The following is a 22,487-nucleotide window of genomic DNA, read 5'->3' as shown; positions in this document are numbered from 1 at the left end:
GTCAGTACGGGGCGCCCTGGTGAATCTCGTCTGCCAGGGCGTCGAGACGGTCAAGGATGTAGGCGAAGCGTTGCTGCTTCTTCAGCCATGCTCCGGCTGCTGTGGGAGCGTTCGTTCCCGCGAGCTGGACATTGGTTGGAGTGGATGTGATCTTCAACCGGTAAGCAACGATCGCTTTCCGGAGCACCAGTTTGCTCTGCGGGCTTTCGTGCGCGGCGTAGTTCCTCAGCCCGATCAGCAACTCCAGAGCGTGGAAGTACTTAGGGTTCTGCACGGCTGCGTACAGATAGTGCTGCGGGTTGGCCTTCTTCCCGCCGGTGAACTTGCCGATGTCTCCCAGCAGCCCGCCACGCCCCTGGTAGTCGAAGAACTTGCCGCCTGTAACGAGGTACTGGCAGACCTTCTGTGTCATGTGCTTCGGGAAAGTGATGCCTGTGGCCTTGTTGAATGGCTCAGGGTCATTGTTCAGCGCGACGATCAGGCACTCTTCCATCAGGTGTTCAAAGGCCACGTGGGTCTTGTTGAGCGCTGCCTCATACGCCCAGGTGATGGCCTGATCGCTCAGCCCAGCCTGGTCCACCTCGTCGAGGTAGTCGCGGATGCGCTGCGTGGTCTCTTTGAACTTGTCCGCGGCGTACTTGCCGCTCTTCTTGCGCGCCATGGTGATCAGCGTACGAGGCGTGACCGCGACTCAAAGCTGTCCCTTCCTTCACCCTTCCCTCTCCTGAATCCATCTGAGAAGGGACACGCCATGGGCCTCTACACCCAGTCCGGAACCCGCATCACGAAGGCGGCCTTCCCCGCCTCCGCCGTCAGCGACCCCCTGTTGAAGGTCACCGCGGACGTGTACGAGACGCGCCCGCACGACCAGGGCTCCCGCCCGAGCGACAGCCGAGACGCCGTCCCCGAGGGGTCGATCAAGGTGCTGCGCTTCCGGGCGGGGGCGATCCTGCGCCAGTCGCAGGTCGACGCGCTGTTCCCCGCCGCGACGATTGCGAGCATCAGCCCAGCTACCGGTCCGGCCGCCGGCGGAACCGTCGTCACCATCACCGGCGCCAACCTGGACGGAGTGGCCGACGTGAAGTTCGGTTCCACTGCGGGCACCAGCCTCAAGATCCTCTCGTCCGGCAAGCTCCAGGTCACCAGCCCCGCGGGTGCAGCCGGAGCCGTGAACGTCGTCGTGGGCGACGACGCTGGCACCGTCACCAAGACGGGCGGCTTCACCTACGCCTGATCCACTCGCGCCGCGACGTTAGGCCGCGGGGCGGTCCAAGGTTCCTCCGCCAACGCCCAACCCCCTGGAGGACCCAGTGCCGCCCCGCACCCGCAAGACCGCCACGACCGAGCAGACCGACGCCGCAACGGCCGACATCTCGACGTCCGGCGTCGCCGCCGAGCCCGCGCCGGAACAGACCACCGAAGGCACCGCGTCGGCCTCCGACGAGACCGAGAACAAGGCGGCTTCCGCCACTGACATCGAGACGAAGGTTCCGGACGTCGCCCCGCTCGAACCTCCGGCCGCGCGGCTGGAACCCGCCCCGGACTCCGACACGCTGACGACCGCGCAGCAGCTCCTGCCTGCGAACCTCGAAGGCCAGATCGTCGACGACGCAACCGGCGAGATCCCGTCCGACCCTGACGGGGTGTTCGTCACCGTCGGCCTGTACGGGGAGCGGGCCCGCTGCACCGTCCGCCTGGTGGAGAACGTCGGCATCGGCGTCTACAAGACCCCCACCACCCGCCTCCTCGTCCCGGTCGGCGCGGAGCTGAAGACGTCCCAGGCCGACCGGATCGTGACGCGTCTCCGCGAGCAGCTCGACGCGGCCTCGGCCGCCGAGTAAGGGAGACGTCTGGTGACGGTGTACGACTATCGGCCGGTGTGGGCCGGAGCGATGTGCGATCCAGCAGCCGCTGGTGGCAGCGTCGACCGCCTCGACCTGTACGACAGCGCGGAGCGCGCTGGAACGCCCGCGGCTTCGGCCGGCCCGGCTGTCCGCGTGCGCGAGTCGGTGTACCGGTTCACGCTCCCGGACACCCTGGCGGACGGCCGGTACTGGTGCACCGTCACCTTCAAGCCGTCCGCCACGCAGACCTTCACGGACCGAACGGTGAAGGTCGACCTGCCGCGCGGGACGGGCCTCGTCGCTTCCGCGGAGGAGGTCGCCGAGGAACTCGGCGTCACGCTGCCCCTGACCGCCGTGCAGCGCGAGCGGTACTGGACGAAGATCCGGGCCGCGCAGGCGGACGTCTCCAACTACCTCGGCCGGCCGCTCGTCCCGACCCCGCGGCAACTCCTTGAAGTGACACCCCTATACGGATACGCGCTCAACGACCCTCAGGCCTGGCCAATCCAGCAGTACGACGACATCGTGACCTTGCAGGGGTACGTCGCCAACCTCGACGGGACCTACAGCGTGGATCTCCTCGTCGGCCTGGACGCGGCCGCCGAACAACCGATCGTGCGGTACGTCATCGCGCACGCTGCCGAAGCGATCCGCAACGACCCCACCGCCCCAGAGTCCGCCACTCGCCGGGTCACCTCTGTGTCCGCTGAAGGCCAGTCGATCTCGTACGACTCCGCGCCGCAGGCCGGCCAGGTGGGTGCACTTCCCACCCTGGATTCCCTTAGCACCTACCGGCCGCGCTTCTACCGCGCCGTCGCCACGGCCACCCCCACCGCCTGGCCGTACGGCGGCCGCCGCTACCGGCGCCGCTGGTAAATCGTCCGAGAGGCAGACACTCATGGCTGTTGTCCTCCCGGACCGGGAGCTGACCGCGTACGTTCTCGCGCACCCGTGGGCCCGGGACGCACTCGGCACGCCCGTGCCGCCTGCGCCCGACGCCCGCCCGACGCCGCGCGGCACTTGGCCCGGCGCGGCCACCGAGCAGATCGACGGCACGTGGACCCTCCGCGTCGATCCCGAGGCATGGCCGCTCAAGCAGGGCGACGTCCTGAGCGACGGCACCAACATGTGGACGGTGACGACCGCCCTCCCGAAGCGAGTGCCCGGGTACGGGGCGGCGAACTACATCGCCGTCACCGCCTCACTGAACCCGCCCGAGGTGCCCTGATGGCGGCCAAGTTCCATCCGACGCCGGGGCTTGAGCGCATGGTGGCCCTGATGGTCGCGCCCCAGGTCCACGAGATCGCCCGGGAGGTAGAGCGGGCCGCGAAGCGCTTCGCCCCGCCGACGAAGAGGTGGATCACGGTCGCGGACGACCGTGTCCGGCCCACCCATGTCGAAGCCCACGGGCAGGAGCGGCCAGAGAACCTGCGCTTCGAGATCAACAGCATGGACTGGGACCGCAAACACCGCGGCGTCGGCCCCATCACGTACATGAAGGAGCCGCGCGACGAGTCGTCACGTGCGGTCGCGAACATCAAGAACTGCCGGTGCAGCGTGCACGCCATCCCGGACGGCATCGCCCGCAACATCCGCACTCTGCCGCCGGTCGTCACCGGCAGCACCGTCACCGCGAAGGTCGTGGCGTCCGGCCAGTTTGTCGTCGAAGCGGAGGTCGGCACCGTCTACCCGGGCAACCTCGAAGCCGTCGGCGCCTTCTACATGGCGCGCGCCGTGGCTGCGGTCGCCGCCCGCCGCTGAGGGCGCGACACTACGGCACACCGGTCTGCACCCTGCGCGCCATGACCACGAACACCCCCAAGAAGACCGTCACCGCCGCTACCGCGGATACTTCCGCCGTCGAGGACCAGACGGCCGGCGCCGTCACCGTGCTCGGCCCGCCCCTGCGCCCAGGACAGACTGCCGAGTTGGTCGCCTTCGCCCATCACCTGCGGATCGATGGCACGGAGATCAAGCCCGGCGAGACGGCGCATGTCGCGCCTGAGTATGCCCGCCAGCTCCGAAACAGCGGCTACCTCGCACGCACCCGCGGATGACCGGCACCGAGATCGCGGACGCCGACCCGGTGGCCGTTGTCCTGGCCTGGCTCGCCGCTCATCCCAAGGTCACGGAAGTGCTCGGCGGGTCCGGCCGTGTGTCTGGTGTCCGCGAGGCCCCGTGGCCGCATCTGCGCGTCATCCCCGGCGCCGGCGGCGATCTGCGAAATCTGGAGTGGGCCACCGAACCGGAGGTGGTCCTGGAGGTGTACGGCGACCCGTCCGGCTGGCCCGGTCCGGCCACCCTGCGCCGCATCGCCCTGGTGTGCGCGCTGGCCGCGAAGGAGCTCGTCGACCAGCCGGCCGAGCCCGGCCGCCCCGTCGTGAGCTCCGTACGACCGTCAGGCGTCCTGATCGACTCGCCTCTCGCTGACGGGCAACCGCGGCACCTGTTCGGCCTGCTCACCACGATTCACCCGCCCCAGGAGACCACACAGTGACGCTGTCGCAGCACGGCCCTGCCTTCCTCCAGGTCGCGCCCGCCCACACCCCGCCCGACGCGGGACCAGACGTCTGGACCGACCTCGGCGCGGTTAGTGACTTCCGTATCGACGTTCGCTACGCGACGGTCGACATCGACCTCATGAGCCTCAGCTCGTGGCGTGACCTCCTGTCGCCGCTCCACACGATCGGCCCGTCCCCTCACCCGGCCTGCCGCACAACCCGGCAGCGGATCGTGGAGGACCTGCGCGACCGCCACTTCAAGAGCCTGCTGCAGACCCTCCTGCACAGCTACCGCCCGACACCCTTCCCCGCGCCGATCACCTCGTACGTGAACCCCTGGTGAGGTTCACCGCGCGACGTTAACCGCCCGCCCTCCCCATCGTGGCCCGGCCCTAGCACCCGGCCACGAGGAGAGCACCCGCCATGGCAGGCGAGACCACCAACGCGCAGCACATCGTCGTCCCAGCACGAACTCGGGTCTGGCTGGCGCCCGTCGGCACCACGGCGCCGGCAGATGCCACCGTTGCCCTGCCCACGGGCTGGTACAGCGTCGGTCTGACCACCGAGGACAGCCTCAAGTTCAACGAGGAGCCCAGCTTCGAGCAGGTCAAGTCCGCCCAGACGGACTTCCCGTCACGCACGTTCCAGACCTCCGACAGCGCCACGATCGAGGTCGACTTGCAGCAGTGGAACGGCAAGAACTTCCAGGCCGTCTACGGTGGCGGCACGATCACCGAGATCACTCCGTCCGAAGGCACGGCCAAGCACTACAAGTTCGCGCCTCCGCGGATCGGCGGGCGCAGCGAGGTCGCCGCGATCATCGAGGTCATCGACGGCGCGAAGGCGTACAGGTACGTCATGCCGCGGACCATGCAGATGGAGGGCGTCAGCAAGGACCTGCAGAAGGCGAAGGAGTCGGTCCTGCCTTTGCGTTTGGCTGTCCAGGGTGGCGACGACTCGGATGCTTGGTACCTGCTGACCAACGACCCGGCGTTCGCTACCGCGGCGTAGCGGGACGCCGTGTCTCTCATGAGAGACACGGCGTCCCGGAAGAACGCGAGAGGGCTCGTGTCTCTCATGAGAGACACGAGCCCTACGTGTAGACGAACGCGCGATCAGCCCTTCTTGGCCCTCTTCGAGGGGGCCTGGATCTGCGACAGTTCTTCCAGGACGGCCACGACTGGCCTGACCCGCTCCAACAGGCGCTGGGCTTCCCCGGGGTTCGAGGCCAAGACCTCGCGGACCTTCACCGGATCGAGCTCGCCCACCGCCCTGTCCCAGCGGGCCACGAGCGTTGGACGCTCCTGTTCGGAATCGCTGAGGTCGTCGAGGGCTGCGGCCTCCGCGTCGTCCCAGCCAAGGCTCTGGACGGTCGCTTCGAGGTCTGCCGGGCTCTTGCTGGGTGACTCGGTCCAGACCTTGCGGACGGCCGCCTCGCCCTCAGCCCAGTCCTCCTTGCCGCGCGAGCGCAGTACCTTCAGGAGCACCGGGGTTTGGCGGGTGCTCAGCTTGGGAGGCGACATGTCTCCGAGCGCCGTCATCACCGGGTACTCGTTGAGGATCCGGTAGCCGTGCGCACGCGAGATGCCCCACCGCTCCTTCAAGTAGTCCTTGAACTTCGTGAAGGGCTTCCCGGTCTCGAGCGAGACCAACTCCAGGTAGAGCTTGTCCGCGTTGATGGCGTACAGCGGGCCGCTGGCCCTTTCTACGAAGCGTCGGTCGGCGGCCGTGACCGTGTCCTTGTATCGCTCCCTCTCGCGGTCGACCATCCGTTCGTAATAGGCCAGCCACGCGCTCTTAGGGGCGTCGGGTGTCGGCTGCGGCTCGACTTGTTCTTCCGCCTCCGCTGGCGATTCCGCAGCCTCTGCCGGCGCGGCCGGGCTTGGAATGGCGACCTCGGCAGATTCGTCAGATGGCATGTCGCCGCCCGACGGGTTCAAAGTTGGCGCCCCAGGCCCTCCCAACTTGAGGAAGCCGAAGACGTCGTCCGGTGTCGATTCGGCGGTACCACTGAAGGCGTCCTCCAGCGTCCCCTTCTCGTCCGGGGTCGCAGTGTCGGCGGTGGTCATGCGGCGGTCTCCAATCGGCTCCTCATGCGTACCAACAGCGCGGTAGTCAGGTTGTCGTGAGCGTCGGCAAGATTCTTTATGGCTTTCGCCATCTTCTTGTCCTGGGCCCGCTCTTGGGCTTCCAGTTCCCACACGGACAGGCCGAGATCACGGGCGAGTTTTGCGGTCTTCGAGGAAGCGTGGATCGTCTCGTCGAAGACGTGGGCGCTCTTGCCGAGCAGCTTGCGAGCGTCGTTGACGACCTGCTTGTGAATCTCGGTCGATCCAGGCGGCGAGCCGAAGTGAACGACGCCCAGCAGCTCCAGCAGCGTGTTGACCTGCTTCGCTGCTTTGAATGCGTCGGCGATGTCGCTCAGCGCGTCCTCCAGGGAGCAGACGTCCATCTTGACCGGTGCCACGAGCCATCGGGCGGCGCACAAGCACAGCATCAGCACGTTGGGGTTCTCCGGCGGTGCGTCGATCCAGACAACGCCGTACTGGGAGAGCAGGGGCTGAAGGCATTTGGCGAGCCGAAGGAAGGCGGCGTAGGGCCCTTCGTGCTGCGCGATCTCCAAGAAGAGCGTGTTGATCTGGCGGAGCTCCTTGCCCCCCAGGACCACGTCGAGGTTGGGGCGGACGTTCTTGATGGGCACGAGGGGCGTGCCGTTCTTCAAGGCGAGGTAGAAGGCCTCCCCTTTGTCTCCCTCATCCATGCCGAACTCACGCCGCAGGTTGCCCTGGCCGTTCGCGTCGATGGCAAGGGTGGGGATCCCCTTGCTGGCGGTCTTGGTGGCGTTGTTGCCGGTCAGTGTCGTCTTCCCGACGCCACCTTTGCCGCTGACGAAGACTGTGGAGTGGCCGAAGAGTGTGTAGTCGATGCCGAGATCTCTGGCCGACATGGGCATGGTGGTCACGACGGCGCCCTTCCAAGGCACGGAGAACAAGTCGCTCGCATTCTGCCAGCCACACGATTATCTGGGTGCGCAGACCCCAGGGTCTGGATGTCCGGAGGGGCGTGTCTCTCATGAGAGACACGGCCTTCGCGCGCTCGCGTCTCTCATGAGAGACACCGATTCGAGTGACGGCTGGTCCGTGTCTCTCATGAGAGACACGGCAGTTGAGGATCCGCTCCGCTCGTGTCTCTCATGAGAGACACGAGCTCTGTCGTGCCTCCCGGCGAGCACGCGACGTAAGGCGATCAGGGTTCCTACCTTCCCGGTGCTTTGACCCCCACCGGGAGGACCGGACACTCATGAGCACCGCCCAGTACGTCATCGATCTCGCCGCTCCGCGCCGGGAAGTGCAGTTCCCGAACGGCATCCTCGTGAAGTTCTCCGAGGACGACGAGTTCCTGTTCCCGGCCGAACTACCCGCGGACGCGCTCGATCCGATCCTGAGCGAAGACCTCGACCTGGTCGGCCTCCTCGGCGACCTGGTGCAGGCGCAGGGCAAGTCCGCGGTCGGCGAGATCGTCGAACTCCTCTTCCGGCGGCCGCGGCTTCCGAAGCTGTTCATGGACGCCGTGAAGGAGACGTACAAGGTCCTCCTCGGCGAGCAGCAGTTCGCCGCGTTCATCGCGGCCCGCCCCTCCATCCCCGACTACGTCCGGCTCACGGTCGGCCTGATCAAGGTCTACGGGGTGGACCTGGGAAAGCTCTTCGGGTCGGCCGACTCCTCCGAAAGCGATGGGGAGACGTCGAAGCCGACCTCAGCCGATACCACCGGCTCGACGCCCGAGGAATCTGGCTCCACCCCGGAGAGCGCGGATTCCTCGGACTCCGCCGACTGATCGAGCTCCTCGACGGCCTGCCCGAGGAGTCCCGCACCAAGTCATCACTGATCGACGGCTGGACGGTGCACACCGAGCTCCTGGCGCAGCTCGTGGAGGAAATCTCCCTGCTCGCCTCCGACCACCGCCGCAATGAGCCGCGGACGGTCACCCGGCCCTGGAACGGCTCCCATGCCGCGACGGACGGGGCGCAGGAGGCGCAGCAGCCCACGAAGCCGATGAGCGGTCACCAGAAGATGCTGGCGGCCGCGGCCAGACGAGGAATGGTGCGCAGTGGCTGAGGGCATGCAGGCCGGCCGCCTTGAAGTACCTGTCGTCGCCTCCGTCGAAGGGTTCGCCGAGAAGCTGCGGGTCAAGGTCGAGGAGGCCGCGGAGGGCCTGGCCGTCAAGGTCAAGGTCAAGGTCGACGACAAGGGCCTGCGGAAGAGGATCGAGAAGGCCGTCGACAAGGCGGCCGCAGGCGTCACGGCGACGATCGGTGTCCGCATCGACCGCGACCGGCTCCGTGAAGAGCTGAACGCCGCGGCTCGTACGGCGTCCCGCAGCGACATCCGCGTTCCGCTGCGTACCGACAGCGACGACGGCGGCAGCTCCGGCGGTGGTGGGTTCCTCGGCCGCATCCGCTCGTGGCTGACCCGGGCCCAGGGCGAGGCTGACGACAACCCCGTCCAGGTCCCGCTGGCGTTCCGCATGCCGCGGGGGCGCCGCACCATGCGGATGCTGCTCATCGGCAGCCTGGTCGCCCTTGTCCAGCCCGCTGTGGCCGCCCTCGGCCAGTACGCGGGCGGGCTGACCGCTCTGGTCTCCGCGGCCGCGCCCGCTGTCGGTGTCCTCGGCGCGATACCCGGGTTGATCGCCGCGGCGGGCAGCGCAGCGATCGGCACGAAGATCGCGTTCTCTGGGTTCGGTGACGCGCTCAAGGAGTCGTTGAAGGCCCAGCAGATGCTGGCCGCCGACGGCAAGGTCACCGAGGAGCAGCAGGAGAAGCTGGACCAGGCGCTCGGCAAGCTGTCCAAGTCGGCGGGGAAGGCCGTCTCTGCAGTCTCGGCTCTTTCCCCTGCCTGGAACAAGGTCAAGAAGTCCGTCAGCGAACGCTTCTTCTCGAAGATCGCCGACGATGTCGAGCCGCTGGCGGAGTCCGTCTTCCCGCTCCTGAAGGACGTGCTCGGAGACTCCGCCGACCAGATGGGTTCCCTTGCTGAGCGGGGCGCCCAGTTTATGAAGTCGAGCGTCTTCCGCAAGGACTTCAAGACGATCGCCGCGACGAGCTCCAGCGTCGTCGGCAACATGACCGACTCGCTCGCCAACCTCGGTCATGCCACCACCGACTTCCTCGTCGCGTCCGGGCCGTTCGTCAAGCGGGTCGGGCAAGCGATCGAGCGCGGTACCCAGTGGGCGCGCGCGTCCATCCAGGCTGGCCGCGAGACGGGCAGCCTGGCGAAGTTCCTTGATCACGCGGGAGACAAGGCGGCCCAGCTCGGCCGCTCCACGGTCAGCCTGATCAAGGGACTCGGCGGCGTCGGCACCGCCGCCATGGAGTCCGGGAACGCCCTGCTCGACGGGTTCGAAGGCTCCATGAAGCGCTTCGAGCGGTGGGCGAACTCCGGCGCCGGCCAGAAGGTGATGCGGCAGTTCTTCTCTGATGCCGCTCCCGCCTTCCATGAACTGAACGCGCTCGTCGGGGACTTCGTCCGCGGCCTCGGGCGGGCCATGCGGGACGGCGGCGTCACCGACCTGATCCGCCAGATCCGTACGGAGCTGATGCCCGCGCTCGGTACGTTTTTCAGCGCCCTCGGGCAGAGCGTCGGTCCGGCGATCATCAGCGTCATCTCGAACATCGCGACCGCCGTCGGCAACCTGTCGGCCGCGGGCAGCGGGCTCGGTGTCCTTCTGATGGCCTTCAACGGCCTGCTGCAGATCTTCAACACGCTCATGAACGTGATCCCGGGGGCCAACACGGTCCTGGCCGTGTTCCTCGGCACCTTGCTCGCCCTGAAGGTGGTCAGCGGCGTCGCCACGATGCTGCGGACGCTCGGCGCTTCCGCTGTGACCTCCGCGGGCTCCATGCGCACGCTGGGGACCACCATGCGCGGCACTTTGGGCGCCGGTGTCATGGGCCCGCAGATCACCATGTGGCAGCGCATGGGGCTCGCGTACCGCGGTGCGGCTGGCGAGGCTCGCGGGCTCGGTGGTGCGATGCGTGGCCTGCGCGGTGCGAATCGCGTCGCGAGCACTGCGCTCGGCGGGATGACGTCCGCTCTCGGTGGACCGCTGGGTGTGGCCATCGCCGGCGTCACCATCGGGCTCGGCCTGCTCGCCTCCAAGCAGGAGGAGAACGCCCGCGCCGCGGAGGCTCACCGGGAGCGCATCGAGTCGCTGGCGCAGGCCCTGGCGGACTCCGGCGGTGCCATCGACGCCAACGTGCGCGCCAGTGCGGTGCAGTTGCTTCAGGACACCGAGCTTGCCGACGGCAAGGGGAAGCTCGTCGACGTCATGCGTGAGGCGGACGTCAGCCTCAAGACGCTCACCGACGCCTACCTGGAACAGGGCGGCAGCGTCGACGGCTTGCAGAAGAAGCTGCTGGCCCTGGCTGACGCGAATCAGGAGTACGTCGAGAAGGGCCGCGATGTCTTCGTCCTCGACTACTCGCCTCAGGGCGAGAAGTACAAGGCCGCGGCTGATGCGTTGGGCTCGGTCAATGGGGAGTTGAAGAAGAGCCAGCGCGACAGCAAGGAAGCCGCGGAGGCGATGAACACGGCCGGCGTGGCCGGCACCGACGCGTACAGCCGCCTGTCGGCGGCCGTGCAGGGTTTCAGCGACAAGACACAGTCCGCGGACACCCGCGTCGACGCCCTGAAGCGCGCCCTGGACGCCCTCAACGGCAACACCCAGTCGATCCACGATGCCACTGCCCAGCTCAACTCGGTGATGTTGCAGATCGACCAGACGATGGCGGACACCATCGAGCGGTCCGACGGCTGGGGGAAGTCCCTCGTCGACAACGACGGCCTGGTCAACACGGCCACGCGCAACGGGCAGACCCTCAACACGCAGCTCAACGATCTGCGTGACTCCATGCTCGGCGTCGCCACCCGCACCAAGGAGGCTTCCGAGCAGGGCCTGATGACTCTGGCGGAGGCGACGGACAAGAGCCAGGGCGCGATGGAGCGGGCCCGCGCGAAGGCGATCGAGCTTGCCCGCGACATGGGTATCCCGAAGGATCAGGCCGCCGCGCTGGCCGACCAGATGGGGTTCATCCCCGACACGATCACCACGATCATGACGACCAGCGGCGTCGACAAGGCGATGGCCGAGTTCCTCGGCCTCCAGCTCAAGCTCGACGGGCTGGGGGCCGGCGAGACCATCCGGATCGACGCGCCCACCACCCAGGCCGTTCAGCAGCTCCAGGCCCTCGGGTTCACCGTGCAGGGCCTCCCCGAGGGCAAGCAGGTCGCCGTCACGGCGCCGACCGGCGGGGCCCGTGCCGCGATCGGCGCGCTCGCCGAGGACATTTCGGCGGCACCGGACAAGAAGAAGGTCACGGTCGAGGCGATCGTGAAGCAGGCGGCGGGTGAGCTGAAGAACGTCCAGGAGAAGGTCGTTGGCCTGCCCAAGGGCAAGTCGATCGAGATCAAGACGCCGACGAAGACCGCGCGGCAGGCGCTCGAAGACCTCGGTTTCAAGATCGAAAATGTGGACGGCAAGAACGGTAAGACCGTCAAGATCACTGCGCCGAGCAAGAAGCCGATCGAACAGGTCCAGTCGATCCAGGACAAGATCAACAATCTGACGGGCAAAACCGTCACGGTCACCGTTAAGTACAACAGCGAGGGCAAGCCGTCGGTCGTGTCCACGCATGCGGACGGCGGGGTCGTCCGGTACGCCAACGGCGGCATCCACCGCTTCGGCTCCCTGGCCAGCGCCCGTATCAAGGCCTTCGCCAACGGCGCCGAGCAGCACATCGCGCAGATCGCGCGCGCCGGCGAGATGCGGCTGTGGGCTGAGCCGGAGACGGCTCCGGGCGAGGCGTACATCCCGCTCGCCCCGAAGAAGCGGAAGCGGTCGGAGGAGATCCTCGACTGGGTGGCCAGCTACTTCGGCGGAACCGTCGTCTACCCGGGCCGGGCCGTGAAGCAGTTCGCCAACGGGGCCGTCGCCCTCAACAGCGCCGCAGCCCGCACGGCCGTCGCCGCCCGCCGGGCCTCCACACCCCAGGGTGCGGGCTCCGGGGCGCTTGTCGGCGGAGACCTGAACATCAACGTCGGTGCAGTCGGCACGACGGCGAACGCATTGGAGGAGGCCATGTTCGAGCTGCGCCGGATCCGACTGGGAGGCAGCTATGCGTGACGGCGAGTGGTACCTGGGCTATTCGTCGTACGACAACCTGCCAGGGGGCGCGCTGAACTTCGGCACGATGGCCTCGGGCATCTACTGCCTGACCGAGCCCGATGTCGCGTTCGCCGACCCGGACGTCGGGGATGGCGCTATGCCCGGCGAGGACGGCATCCGGCTCGGCCGGGACTACCAGCGCGCGGCCACCGTCACGTTCGAACTCGGCGTCGACGGCGTGGACGGGCCCGTCGACCGGCACTACCCGATGCGCCCCTGGGCGCGCGGGGCTCGGATCGGTGACTGGACCGATATCGAGCTCGTGATGGCGTACGCCAACAAGCGGGGCGGCCCGTGGGACTGGGCGAGCGAGGGCGTGGACATGCTGCGGCAGGTATGGCGGGCCGACGCGATCCGTATGAAGCCGGGCCGGGTGTCCTGGCTGCTGCACCGTACGGCCGGCCGCACGCGCCGCATGTACGGCAGACCCCGCAAGTTCGCCGTCTCCCACTCCCGGCTGACGAAGCAGGGCTACACGCCGGTGGTCGCCGACTTCGTGGCAGTCGACGACCGGTTCTACGACGAGGAAGAGAAGTCCGCCGAAATGTGGGACTTCTACACGGCCGGACGGCCTTCACGTCCGTGGCGGCCGATCCTCAACGACGGCGAGACGTACTTCACCACCTCGAAGAAGACAGCGACAGTGCGGCAACTCGGCCGCCTCCCCACATATCCGGTGATCGTGATCTACGGCCCGTGCAAGAACCCGAAGGTCACACTCGCCCCCGGCCTGTGGTCGGTTCAGTTGGCAATGACGATCGCGGCCGACGACTACGTCACGATCGACCCGCGTCCGTGGGCGCGCACGGTGATCCATACGAAGGGCTCGACCACGGCGTCGGCGGCCGACAAGCTCACCAGGGCCAGCCCCCGGCTCGGCGCGATGTCCATCCCGCCCGGGAACTGGACTGCTTCTCTGTCCTACACGCGCTCGACCTCGAAGTACCTCGACGGCCCGCGCGTCGAGCTCAAATGGCGCGACGCCTTCGCCTGGTGGTGAGCGTGCGACGTTAGCCGCCTTCGCTGTCCACCCTCTCCTCCTCTCGTACGGAGGAGGAATTCATGGCGTGGGACGGCGTTCCCTGGTTCGTCGAAGGCACGGTCGCATCCGAGGAGACGGTCCGCCTCCTCGTCGAGGCCGCGCTGTGTGGTGGCGAGGGCGTCATCGCGCCGGCCGACCTGCTGGTGACGGCGCTGGACTCGCCGGGTGCGGCGGTCCAGGTCGCCGCGGGCGCGATGGCGGCGAAGCGGCGCGCGACCGGGGGTGGCGGCAACCAGTCGTACGCGGCGCGGATGCCGACGCCGGAGCAGGTCGATATCGAGCCGACCGGTGCGGACGGCCCGCGCTCGGATCTGGTGATCGTCCGGATCGAGGATCCGTACGGCGGGGAGACGTGGCCGGAGCCGGAGGACCCGACCATCGGCCCGTACGTCTACACCCGAGTCATCACCGACGTGCCGACGGGCACCACGAGCATCCACGACATCGACCCGACGTCGGCCGCCATCACGCTGGCCCGGGTCGACCTGCCCGCGTCGACGAGCGCGGTCACCGCGGCGATGGTCAAGGACCTGCGCCAGATCGCCCGTCCACGCACGCAGTCCGCCCGCCGCTACCTGTACGGGGCGTGGACGACTCCGGACGATGTCGGCGCGATCACCGACGCGTGGGAGGTGTTCCCGCTCGGCGCGACGTGGGCCGAGTCGGTGCCGGAGTGGGCCACCCACGTCAGCGTGCACGTCCACCTCACCGGTCTACTGCACCCGGACACCGTGGAGGCCCGCGGGCAGCTGCGTGTCTCGCTCGGCGAGCAGCACGGGGTGGGCATGCCGTACACGGCCGCGGCCGCCGGCCGGGTCTCCGTCCAGACGGGGCACAAGTTCACCCTCGATCCGGCCGACCGGGGCGAAGTCCTCACGCTGACCGTGGAGGGCACCGGGACGAGCGGCGTGACGGGCGTACTGCGCGCGGACGCGTACACAGTCCTGTCGGTCGACGTGAACTACGTGCAGGAGCCGGTGAGTTCCTGATGGCGTGGCGGTACATCGCTCAGCGCACGACCACCGGGGACTTCCTGGACTGGGACGTGCCGTTCGTGCCCGACAGCCCGCCGAAGCGGGAGCTCAACGGGCCCGGCCAGATGCAGGGGACGATCTCACCGGAGTACATGCGGCTCATGTCCAAGCCCGACGGGCTGCCCGTGCTCTCCGAGTGGGCGACGTCGCTATACGCGGAGTTCGAGGGCCGCATCCGGTGGGGCGGCATCATCACGAACATCGCCTACCAGGGCCAGGCAATGAAGATCACGTGCGCCGGGTTCACCGCCTACCCCAACGGCATGCCGTACTTCGGCAGCGTGATCCGCTCCGGCGCGAAAATCGCCCAGAAGTACATCGTCGGCGGCGTCAACTATTCGGGACGGGACAAGAACAACGACGGGTATGTGGATGGCTCAAGCCCGAAGCGGAAGATGCCCGCGAAGCCGAAGGACAAGATCACCACGCGGTGGGACGCGTACGACGTCGTACGGCACATCTGGGCCCACCTCCAGGACTACCAGCGCGGCAAGATCGGCATGACCCTCGACAAGCACGACTCCGGCTACAAGCTGGGCGCCGCCTCCGGCGAGGACCCGTGGGAACTGCTGTGGTGGGACAGTCCCGACTGCGGCCAGACGATCACCGACGTCATGAACCTCGCGCAGGCGGACTTCCTGGAGCGGCACTACTGGGACGGGTCGAACGAGAAGATCCTCCACCACATCGACCTGGGCACCCGCCGGTTGGGCAGGAGCCGCTCCGACCTTCGGTTCGCGTCCGGCGAGAACATCATCGAGATCGCGACCCCGCAGGGGCAGGGCGACTTCTACGCCAACAACGTGTACGTGCTGGGCAAGGGCACCGGGGCGAAGACCGCGCGGGCCCGCGTCGTCGTCGACGACAAGCGGATACGCCGCGCCCGGGTCATCACCCGCAAGTCCACGAAGAACGTCAAGACCCTCACCGAGTACGGGAAGCGGGAACGCGCCCGCCACAGCGAGCAGCTCACGATCCCGTCCATCGCGATCCGCCACCACCCCAACGCCCCGCTGGGCTCCTGGGCGCTCGGCGACCGCATCCTCGTCCAGGTCGACGTGCCGTGGGTGGGCGAACTCGCCATCTGGCACCGCGTCACTGCCGAGGAGATCGACCCGGCGGCCGGCACCGCCATCCTCACCCTGACCCGCGCCGACTTCTACGGCTGATCAGCCCGCGACACTAGCCCACCGCGCCGCCCACTCTGCCCGCTCCCCGGACCCCCGGGTGATCGGCAGAGAGAGGGGGCGCGGTGTCCTCCTTTCGGCTGGACGAGCGCGAGCAGACCAAGCAACTCGCGGCATATTTCAAGGGTCTCGAGGACCGCATCGCGGCGCTGGAGCGGACCAACCAGCTCACGAACGCGTCCATCGAGGACGGCTCCCTCGACATCTACGACGACGAAGGCACCCTGCGTGCCTCCTTCGGCGTCCAGGAGGACGGCACCGTCGCCGTCGCCGTCGTCAACTCCGATCCGCCGCCGACGCCCACCCCGCCGACGGTCACGCCCGCGCTGAAGGGCCTCACCGTCGGCTGGGACGGCCAATGGGCCGACGCCGACACCACCCCGGCGGACTTCTCCCACGTCCAGGTCCACGTCCTGGCCTCCGCCGACGTCGAACCGGACACCACCGCGCCATCCGCCCTCATCTCCGCGGCCTCCGGTGCGGAAGTCGCCGTCGTCGTCGACGACTTCGAACCCCGGTGGGTGCGGCTCGTCGCCATCAACTCTGCTGCCCTCGCCGGATCGGCGTCGGATGCCGTGGAGGGCACCGCCACCAAGGCGGTCGGCGACGACCTGGTCGACGGCATCGTCACCGAGGTCAAGCTGGCGCAGGAGGCGGTCACCGAGGCCAAGCTCGCCCTCGCGTCGGTCTCCAGCGAGAAGATCCAGCAGGGCGCGGTCAACGATCTGCTGCTCGCCGACGACGCGGTGACCGCTGCCAAGCTCGCCGCCGGCGCGGTGGACTCCACCGCGCTGGGCGACGGCGCGGTCCTCGCCGAGAAGATTGCCGCGAACGCGGTCACGCAGGCCAAGCTCGCCGCGAACTCAGTGACGGCACTCGCCCTCGCCGACCAGGCTGTGACCGCGGCGAAGGTGGCGGCCGCCGCCATCGACTCGACGAAGATCGCCGACGCTGCGGTGACCGCGGCGAAAATCGGCAACGCGGCCGTCACGACCGGCAAACTCGCCGCCCAGGCCGTCACCATCAACGCCCTCACGGCGGCGCTCGCCGACACCGCCTCCCAGCGGTGGGTCGACGCGATGGCCGACCCGTCGGTGTGGACGGTGACGCAGTCCGGCACGGGCGCCTCCTGGACGCACCTGAGCGGGGTCGCGGACGCACCCACCGGCCAGACCGTCGGCCAGGCGGCCGGCTTCATCCGCATCCGCGGCAACGTCCAGATCCCCTATGACCCGGACGTCCTGTATCGGGTCTCCGCCCGTATCCGTGCCACAGCCCAGCCCACCACGGCCGACGTCATCTACGTCGGCGTCCTCGGGGTCGCGGCGGACGGGACGACCCTCGTCAACCGGGAAGGGGCGGACTCGGCGAACTCCCAGCACTACGTGGCCGCTTCCGCGAAGTCCGTGGGCACGGCGGACGGCTGGGTGACGGTCATCGGGTTCCTCAAGGGCCGCGCCGCCTCCGGTGCTTCCGGCTCGTCTGGCCCGAACAACGACCCCCGCTCTCCGGGCACCGTGCACGCGAACGTCAAGTTCATCGCGCCGTACGTGTGGCTCAACTACAACAACCAGGCGTCCGTGGCCGGGACGATGCAGGTCGACGCGGTCACGGTCGAGGCCCTGAAGACCGGCGTGGTCGACAGCGTGAACCTGGTCGCGGGCAGCGTGACCACCGCGGCTATCGCGACCGACGCGGTGACCGCCACGCAGATCGCGGCCGGAGCGGTCACCGCCTCCGAGATCGCCGCTGGCGCGGTGACGACCGCGAAGCTCGCGGCCGGGGCTGTCACGGCGGCGGAGATCGCCGCGAACACCATCGTCGCGGGCAACCTGGCTGCCTCCTCTGTCACCGCCGCCGCCCTGGCCGCCGGTTCGGTCCAGGCCGCGGCGCTGGCCGCCGACTCGGTGGCCGCCGGAAAGATCGCCTCGGATGCGATCACCGCCCGGGAGCTCGCGGCCGGCGCGGTCACCGCATCCGAGATATCCGCGGGGGCCGTCACCGCCGCCGCTCTCGCCGCCGGGTCTGTCACCACGGACAAGCTGACCGTCGCCGGTGGCGCCAACCTGCTCACGGACCCCTCCTTCGAGGGCGCCTACAGCGCCGCGCTGGTCGCCAGCAGTACGTACTTCACGATCGATACGACCGGCAACGGGTCGGCGAAGTCGCTGAAGGTGAACGCGGTCAACGCGTCGGTGACCACTCGGTCGTTGAAGATCACCACACTGCCGATCCTCGCCGCGGACCAGCTGTTCATCGCGTTCGACTACCTGACGTCCAGCGACTACACCTCCACCGCCGTCGTGAAGGTGTATGCCCGCTGGGAGGACTCCACCGGCGCAACCCTCGGCTACGGCGCCGCGCAGGCCTCCACACCCGTGCTGGGCGGCACCATCTGGAGCCGGCCCACCGCCACCGTCACCGCGCCCGCCAACACGGTGCAGGCCACCATCTGGGCGGAGTCCTACCAAGCCGCCGCAGGAACCCTCTGGTTCGACAACGTCGCGATCCGGCCCGTCGTCGCAGGCACGCAGATCGCCGACGGGGCGATCACCACGGCGAAGATGACCGCCGGGTCGATCCAGGGCGACCGCATCGCCGCCGGATCCTTGGCCGCGGACCGGATCGTGTCCGGCTCGATCACCACCAGCCAGCTGAACGTGACCACCGCGGCGAGCGTGGTGCAGAAGCTCTACGACGTCGGCGCGGACGCGGCACGGTGGCGTACCGGGGGGACAAGCACCAGCACCGCGTCGACGCCCTCGAACCTGACGTCGGTCCAGGTGACCGACGCGCAGTCCGGCAGCTACGTGATGCGCGCGGTCGGCGGAGTCTCCGGGGCGTGGCGGCCGGACGTCCTCATCCCCTTCGACCCCAACGTCCTCTACCGGATCACCGGCACCGTACGCCAGACCGTCGCCGGTTCGGACACCGCACAGCAGCGCTTCTACATGGGCGTGGCTGGCGTCGCCGCCGATGGCACGACGCTCGTCAACACCGGCGGCTCCGCGGCCGCCTCATCCCAGCACTACCTCGCGGCAGCCGCACAGAACCTGACCGCGGGCGGCGGCTGGCAGCGTTTCACCGGCTACCTCAAGGGCTACGCCGCCTCCGGTGCGAGCGGCAGCACGTCGGCCATGGCCTCGCCGACCTCCCCCGGCGTCCTGCACGCCAACGCCCGCTACATCAGCCCCCTGTTCTACGCGAACTACCAGAACGGCACAGGCACCGCCGAGCTCGGCATGCTCACGATCGAGGTCGTCGAGACCGGCGCGGTCCAGACCGTCAACATCTCGGATGGCGCGATCACCGCGGCGAAGATCCTCGCCGGGGCGATCACAACCGAGAAGCTCACCGCGCTCGGGGTGACCGCCGAGAAGATCGCCTCGCTCGCGGTCACGACCGACAAGCTCGCCGCCCTGGCCGTCACGGCGGACAAGATCGCCGCGAACGCCATCACCGCCACCCAGATCGCCGCCGGATCGATCGAGGCCACCCACATCAAGGCCGGGGCGATCACGACGTCCGCCCTCGCTGCGGACGCCATCACCGGCAAGACCATCACGGGCGGCACGATCACCGGCGCCACGGTGACCGGTGGCGTCCTGCGGACCGCGGCAAGCGGGCAGCGCGTCGTCGTCGACCCCGGCGGCTCCAACGAGGTCGGCTCCGTCAAGTTCTTCTCCGGGAGCACCAACGAAGGCAACCCCGCTCAGGTCGTCACGAACATCGCCTATGCCTCTGACGCCTCCGGCGACCACGAGCTGCCCAGCGTCTCCCTGGTAGCCCCCACCACATCCGGCTCCGAGCAGAGCACCGGCCTGTACCTCGCCCCGCTCGTCTCGGGCTACGGGGGCGCCCACTTCAACCTGTACGCGAACAACACCAGCGGAGCAGGAATCGCCCGAATCAATGGCTACGGTGCACTGAGTTCGGCGGCCGGCTCCTCGCTGGAGTTGTTCGTACAGGACGCGCCGTCGAGCTACACCTCGGCGTACGCCAGGCTCACCTCCTCCGGGTTGTCCGTGACTGGTGTCTTCAAGGCCGAGTCGATCGCCACCGGTCGAGTCACCATCACCCCTTCCGCGGCCAACACCCCCACTTCCGTGACAGTCACGGGGTTGAGTCTGTCCGGCACCACGTTCCGGGCCGTGGCCACGCCGAGCACCTCCGTGCCCGGCACGTCCGTCACCGGCGTGGGCGTCACCAACGTCAGCGCGACCGGACTGACGATCTGGGTAACCCGCACCAACACGACGTCGACCGGCATCGACTGGATCGTGATCGCCAGCTAGCTCCTCGGCCCGTGACGCAAGATCCCACGGCGCAGCAGGGTGCGCAGGCGCGGCAGTCGCGCCGCGTGCCGTACCCCGCCGATGGAGAGAGCCCATGACCGTCACGGATGAGGAAGCACCGCCGCCGCTGTCGGCGCAGTGCTCTGCCACCTGCCAGACCAGCGAGCCGGAGTGCCCGAACTACGGCATCCCGTACGAGACGACCGTGTACGAACTGCCCGACGGAAGCCTCTCGGACGTCATCTGCGGGGTCTGCGAGCAGACGATCACTCAGGTGGTCCGCGTCGTCCAAGAGGCCGAGACGTAAGCCGACGACGGCGTCCACTGTGCTCGGTGCGGGGAGCCGCGGGCTTTCGGGCCCCGGCTCCCGCGCACCCCAAACTGATGGCCGAAGACCGAGGAGACACCATGGAGTGGCTTACCTCTCTGGCGCCCGTCCTCGCCCCGTTCTTCGGCATGGTGGGGGTCCTGGGCGGCGGGTGGCTGGTGTACCGGCAGAACACCCGTAAGACGAAGAGCGATGCCGAGATCGCCGAGGGGCAGACGTTCGTCTCCTCCATGAAGACCGTGACCGAGGGATTCACCACCCTCCTCGAACAACAGCGGTCGGTGCACGAGCAGACGATGGCCCGGGTCACGACGCTGGAGGCCCGGCAGATCGACCTGGAGCGCAAGGTCGAGAAGATGGAGGAGGAGCAGCGGCTTTGGCGTCGGTGGAAGGCGGCCGCACTCGAGTACGTCCACTCGCTACTCGACGTCCTCCGGTCTCTCGACCGTCCGGCACCGGAAGCGCCACCAGAGATCGCTGACGACCTCAACCCGCCCGGCAGGTGAGGGCGCGACGGTAGTGCACGGCCTCGGGCAAGGTCCGCCCGTCCCATGACCATCACGGAAGGGCCCTGCCCATGACCACCCTGGAAACCCTCGCCACCGGCTCCGGCGTCGGCGCCGTCCTGCCGCTCCTGATCGCAGTTGTCCAGCAACCGTTCTGGAGCGCCCGGGTCAAGCGGATCGTCGCCGTCGTCGTCGCCGGGATCGCCGGTGTCGTCACCGTCGCGTCCACCGGCGGCATCGACCAGTTCACCCACGGCATTCCGGCCCTCGGCACCATCGGCGCCGTGCTGGCCGCGTCCCAGGCCGCGCACGACCTGGTGTGGAAGCCCAGCACCCTGACCAACGTGATCGAGTCGAAGACCGCTCTTTCCCGGGCGGAAACCAGCTCTTGAACTGGGGCCGCTGGCCGCGGCCGGTATGATCCGCCCAAGGTGGCCGTCTGGCCGCCGAGCCCACCGCAGTAGGGCAGTAGTCACGAGGGTTGGTTGGCTCCTTGCCAGTGTGGCCCGTTGACTGGCTGCTGCTCGCGCGAACCGCGCGCACTGCGCCCGGGGCCGGGGAGGGCCCGCAGGCCCGACCGATCCGGCACGTGGTGGGTTCGGTCGCCAGGCGGCCACCGCTTGCTCCCCTCCAGGAGCCACAGCCGCACGTTACGGAGGACGCATTCATGCCGGCATCGGATAACGGGCCGAGCCGCGAAGAAGTCGACGACGAGATCGACTTCCTTGACCAGCTCACTGACGAGGACTTCGCGCGCGAGTTCGCCGCACTCGTCCAGGACCTGCCCGCCGATGAGCGCAAGGTGTCCCGTACCGTCACCGGTCTCGCGTTCAGATCCGACGAACTCTCCCGTCGCTCCATGAAGGCGGCCAAGGAGCTGCACCGCGGGGCCGAGCAGTACCTCCTCCCCGTCGACGGGGAATCGAGGACCGCGCACGAGAAGAGGCTCGCCGAGTTCCGTGCGCGCATGGAGACGGAGCAGGTGCTCCTGCAGGTCGTCATGGACGCCTATCCCGCACGCCGCGGACGGATGCCCACTCGGAGGAACCCTCGCCGGCGTGCGGCCGACCGGCTCGCGAAGCTCCACCCCGAGCAATACCTGGAGCTCTTGCGCGAGGAGGAGGCGAAGGACCGGGAAGCGAGGAAGAAGCCGCGACCTCGTCCGGCGGACGGTGCAGCAACTCCAGAGCGGTAACCGGCTGTAGCCGCACACACGGCATAGATGATCAAGGGCGCGTGCTCCGGGGCGTGCCCTTTCTGCTGTCCGCACGCGCGGTCGACCGCGTGCACCGTGCGAGGGGGTACGCCGTGCGCACGGTGCGAGGCGTGCGGAGGTCTGCCAGATGCGCGCGCCGATGATCGACCTGCACGGAGCTGCTACGCCTGACCAGCCGGCGCGGGACTCCGTTGCGACCGGCCTGCGTCAGCGTGCACGACGGCCCCGCACGCCCGCGCTTGGACGTGCACGCGGACGTCTTCGCAGTTCACCGGCTGCGTGCGGGTGTGCGCACGCGGGGCGGGGCG

The 22,487-nt window shown here is 68.6% G+C and carries 23 protein-coding genes; 20 read left to right on the top strand and 3 right to left on the bottom strand.

Annotated elements, in window-relative coordinates; all coding sequences use genetic code 11:
* Position 1: 1 nt before the first annotated feature.
* The gene (locus tag ACFY0U_RS40270) at positions 2-661 is read right to left on the bottom strand and encodes a hypothetical protein (protein WP_388644745.1); all 660 of its coding nucleotides are present in this window, start codon (positions 659-661) and stop codon (positions 2-4) included.
* Between the two features lie 90 nt (positions 662-751).
* On the opposite strand from ACFY0U_RS40270, the gene ACFY0U_RS40265 reads away from it, so the two are divergent.
* The 9 genes from ACFY0U_RS40265 to ACFY0U_RS40225 all read left to right on the top strand — a co-directional run bounded on the left by ACFY0U_RS40265 (position 752) and on the right by ACFY0U_RS40225 (position 5,356).
* Positions 752-1,234, top strand: a complete 483-nt coding sequence (locus tag ACFY0U_RS40265; RefSeq protein ID WP_388644743.1) for an IPT/TIG domain-containing protein — start codon at positions 752-754, stop codon at positions 1,232-1,234.
* A gap of 76 nt (positions 1,235-1,310) precedes the next feature.
* Complete coding sequence (locus tag ACFY0U_RS40260) at positions 1,311-1,841, top strand: hypothetical protein (protein ID WP_388644741.1); 531 nt, start codon at positions 1,311-1,313, stop codon at positions 1,839-1,841.
* Positions 1,842-1,853: 12 nt separating this feature from the next.
* Complete coding sequence (locus ACFY0U_RS40255; protein ID WP_388644738.1) at positions 1,854-2,720, top strand: hypothetical protein; 867 nt, start codon at positions 1,854-1,856, stop codon at positions 2,718-2,720.
* Between the two features lie 22 nt (positions 2,721-2,742).
* Positions 2,743-3,072 (top strand): hypothetical protein, encoded by a 330-nt coding sequence (locus ACFY0U_RS40250; protein WP_388644735.1) that lies wholly within the window; start codon positions 2,743-2,745, stop codon positions 3,070-3,072.
* Entirely contained in the window at positions 3,072-3,605 is a 534-nt protein-coding gene (locus ACFY0U_RS40245) for a hypothetical protein (protein ID WP_388644732.1), read from the top strand. The genes ACFY0U_RS40250 and ACFY0U_RS40245 overlap by 1 nt, the downstream gene beginning before the upstream one ends.
* Before the next feature lie 41 nt (positions 3,606-3,646).
* On the top strand, positions 3,647-3,901 hold the full coding sequence (locus ACFY0U_RS40240; RefSeq protein WP_388644730.1) for a hypothetical protein: 255 nt from the start codon (positions 3,647-3,649) through the stop codon (positions 3,899-3,901).
* Positions 3,898-4,341 (top strand): hypothetical protein, encoded by a 444-nt coding sequence (locus tag ACFY0U_RS40235; protein ID WP_388644727.1) that lies wholly within the window; start codon positions 3,898-3,900, stop codon positions 4,339-4,341. The genes ACFY0U_RS40240 and ACFY0U_RS40235 overlap by 4 nt, the downstream gene beginning before the upstream one ends.
* A complete protein-coding gene (locus ACFY0U_RS40230) occupies positions 4,338-4,688 on the top strand; it encodes a hypothetical protein (RefSeq protein ID WP_388644725.1) in 351 nt (116 codons plus the stop codon). The genes ACFY0U_RS40235 and ACFY0U_RS40230 overlap by 4 nt, the downstream gene beginning before the upstream one ends.
* Positions 4,689-4,768: 80 nt before the next feature.
* The gene (locus tag ACFY0U_RS40225) at positions 4,769-5,356 is read left to right on the top strand and encodes a hypothetical protein (protein ID WP_388644722.1); all 588 of its coding nucleotides are present in this window, start codon (positions 4,769-4,771) and stop codon (positions 5,354-5,356) included.
* 104 nt (positions 5,357-5,460) lie between these two features.
* Here ACFY0U_RS40225 and ACFY0U_RS40220 read toward each other — a convergent pair whose 3' ends face one another.
* Both ACFY0U_RS40220 and ACFY0U_RS40215 read right to left on the bottom strand, forming a co-directional pair.
* Positions 5,461-6,414, bottom strand: coding sequence for a hypothetical protein (locus tag ACFY0U_RS40220; protein ID WP_388644720.1), 954 nt, complete (start codon positions 6,412-6,414; stop codon positions 5,461-5,463).
* A complete protein-coding gene (locus ACFY0U_RS40215; RefSeq protein WP_388644955.1) occupies positions 6,411-7,298 on the bottom strand; it encodes a ParA family protein in 888 nt (295 codons plus the stop codon). Before ACFY0U_RS40215 ends, ACFY0U_RS40220 begins: the two co-directional genes overlap by 4 nt.
* Positions 7,299-7,645: 347 nt before the next feature.
* Between ACFY0U_RS40215 and ACFY0U_RS40210 the strand changes: the two genes are divergently transcribed.
* The 11 genes from ACFY0U_RS40210 (at position 7,646) to ACFY0U_RS40160 (ending at position 22,158) form a co-directional block, all read left to right on the top strand.
* Positions 7,646-8,182 (top strand): hypothetical protein, encoded by a 537-nt coding sequence (locus ACFY0U_RS40210; protein ID WP_388644718.1) that lies wholly within the window; start codon positions 7,646-7,648, stop codon positions 8,180-8,182.
* A gap of 65 nt (positions 8,183-8,247) precedes the next feature.
* Entirely contained in the window at positions 8,248-8,463 is a 216-nt protein-coding gene (locus tag ACFY0U_RS40205; RefSeq protein WP_388644715.1) for a hypothetical protein, read from the top strand.
* The gene (locus ACFY0U_RS40200; protein ID WP_388644712.1) at positions 8,456-12,529 is read left to right on the top strand and encodes a hypothetical protein; all 4,074 of its coding nucleotides are present in this window, start codon (positions 8,456-8,458) and stop codon (positions 12,527-12,529) included. Before ACFY0U_RS40205 ends, ACFY0U_RS40200 begins: the two co-directional genes overlap by 8 nt.
* Positions 12,522-13,571: a hypothetical protein gene (locus tag ACFY0U_RS40195; protein WP_388644710.1), complete on the top strand. Its 1,050-nt coding sequence runs from the start codon at positions 12,522-12,524 to the stop codon at positions 13,569-13,571. Before ACFY0U_RS40200 ends, ACFY0U_RS40195 begins: the two co-directional genes overlap by 8 nt.
* A gap of 62 nt (positions 13,572-13,633) precedes the next feature.
* Entirely contained in the window at positions 13,634-14,602 is a 969-nt protein-coding gene (locus tag ACFY0U_RS40190) for a hypothetical protein (protein WP_388644708.1), read from the top strand.
* Positions 14,602-15,816, top strand: coding sequence for a hypothetical protein (locus tag ACFY0U_RS40185; protein ID WP_388644706.1), 1,215 nt, complete (start codon positions 14,602-14,604; stop codon positions 15,814-15,816). The genes ACFY0U_RS40190 and ACFY0U_RS40185 overlap by 1 nt, the downstream gene beginning before the upstream one ends.
* A gap of 83 nt (positions 15,817-15,899) precedes the next feature.
* Entirely contained in the window at positions 15,900-20,129 is a 4,230-nt protein-coding gene (locus ACFY0U_RS40180; RefSeq protein ID WP_388644705.1) for a beta strand repeat-containing protein, read from the top strand.
* Positions 20,130-20,223: 94 nt separating this feature from the next.
* Positions 20,224-20,436, top strand: a complete 213-nt coding sequence (locus ACFY0U_RS40175; protein WP_388644703.1) for a hypothetical protein — start codon at positions 20,224-20,226, stop codon at positions 20,434-20,436.
* A 101-nt stretch (positions 20,437-20,537) separates the two neighbouring features.
* Positions 20,538-20,963 (top strand): hypothetical protein, encoded by a 426-nt coding sequence (locus ACFY0U_RS40170; protein WP_388644702.1) that lies wholly within the window; start codon positions 20,538-20,540, stop codon positions 20,961-20,963.
* A 71-nt stretch (positions 20,964-21,034) separates the two neighbouring features.
* Positions 21,035-21,355 carry a hypothetical protein gene (locus ACFY0U_RS40165; protein WP_388644699.1) on the top strand — a complete coding sequence of 107 codons (321 nt, stop codon included), beginning with the start codon at positions 21,035-21,037 and terminating at the stop codon, positions 21,353-21,355.
* Between the two features lie 275 nt (positions 21,356-21,630).
* Positions 21,631-22,158: a hypothetical protein gene (locus tag ACFY0U_RS40160; RefSeq protein ID WP_388644697.1), complete on the top strand. Its 528-nt coding sequence runs from the start codon at positions 21,631-21,633 to the stop codon at positions 22,156-22,158.
* Positions 22,159-22,487: the final 329 nt, after the last annotated feature.

This window comes from Streptomyces sp. NPDC001536, assembly GCF_042894505.1.
In the GTDB taxonomy this organism is placed as follows: domain Bacteria; phylum Actinomycetota; class Actinomycetes; order Streptomycetales; family Streptomycetaceae; genus Streptomyces.
Note: the sequence above shows the minus strand (reverse complement) of the source record. Positions and strands in the feature narration are given on the sequence as shown.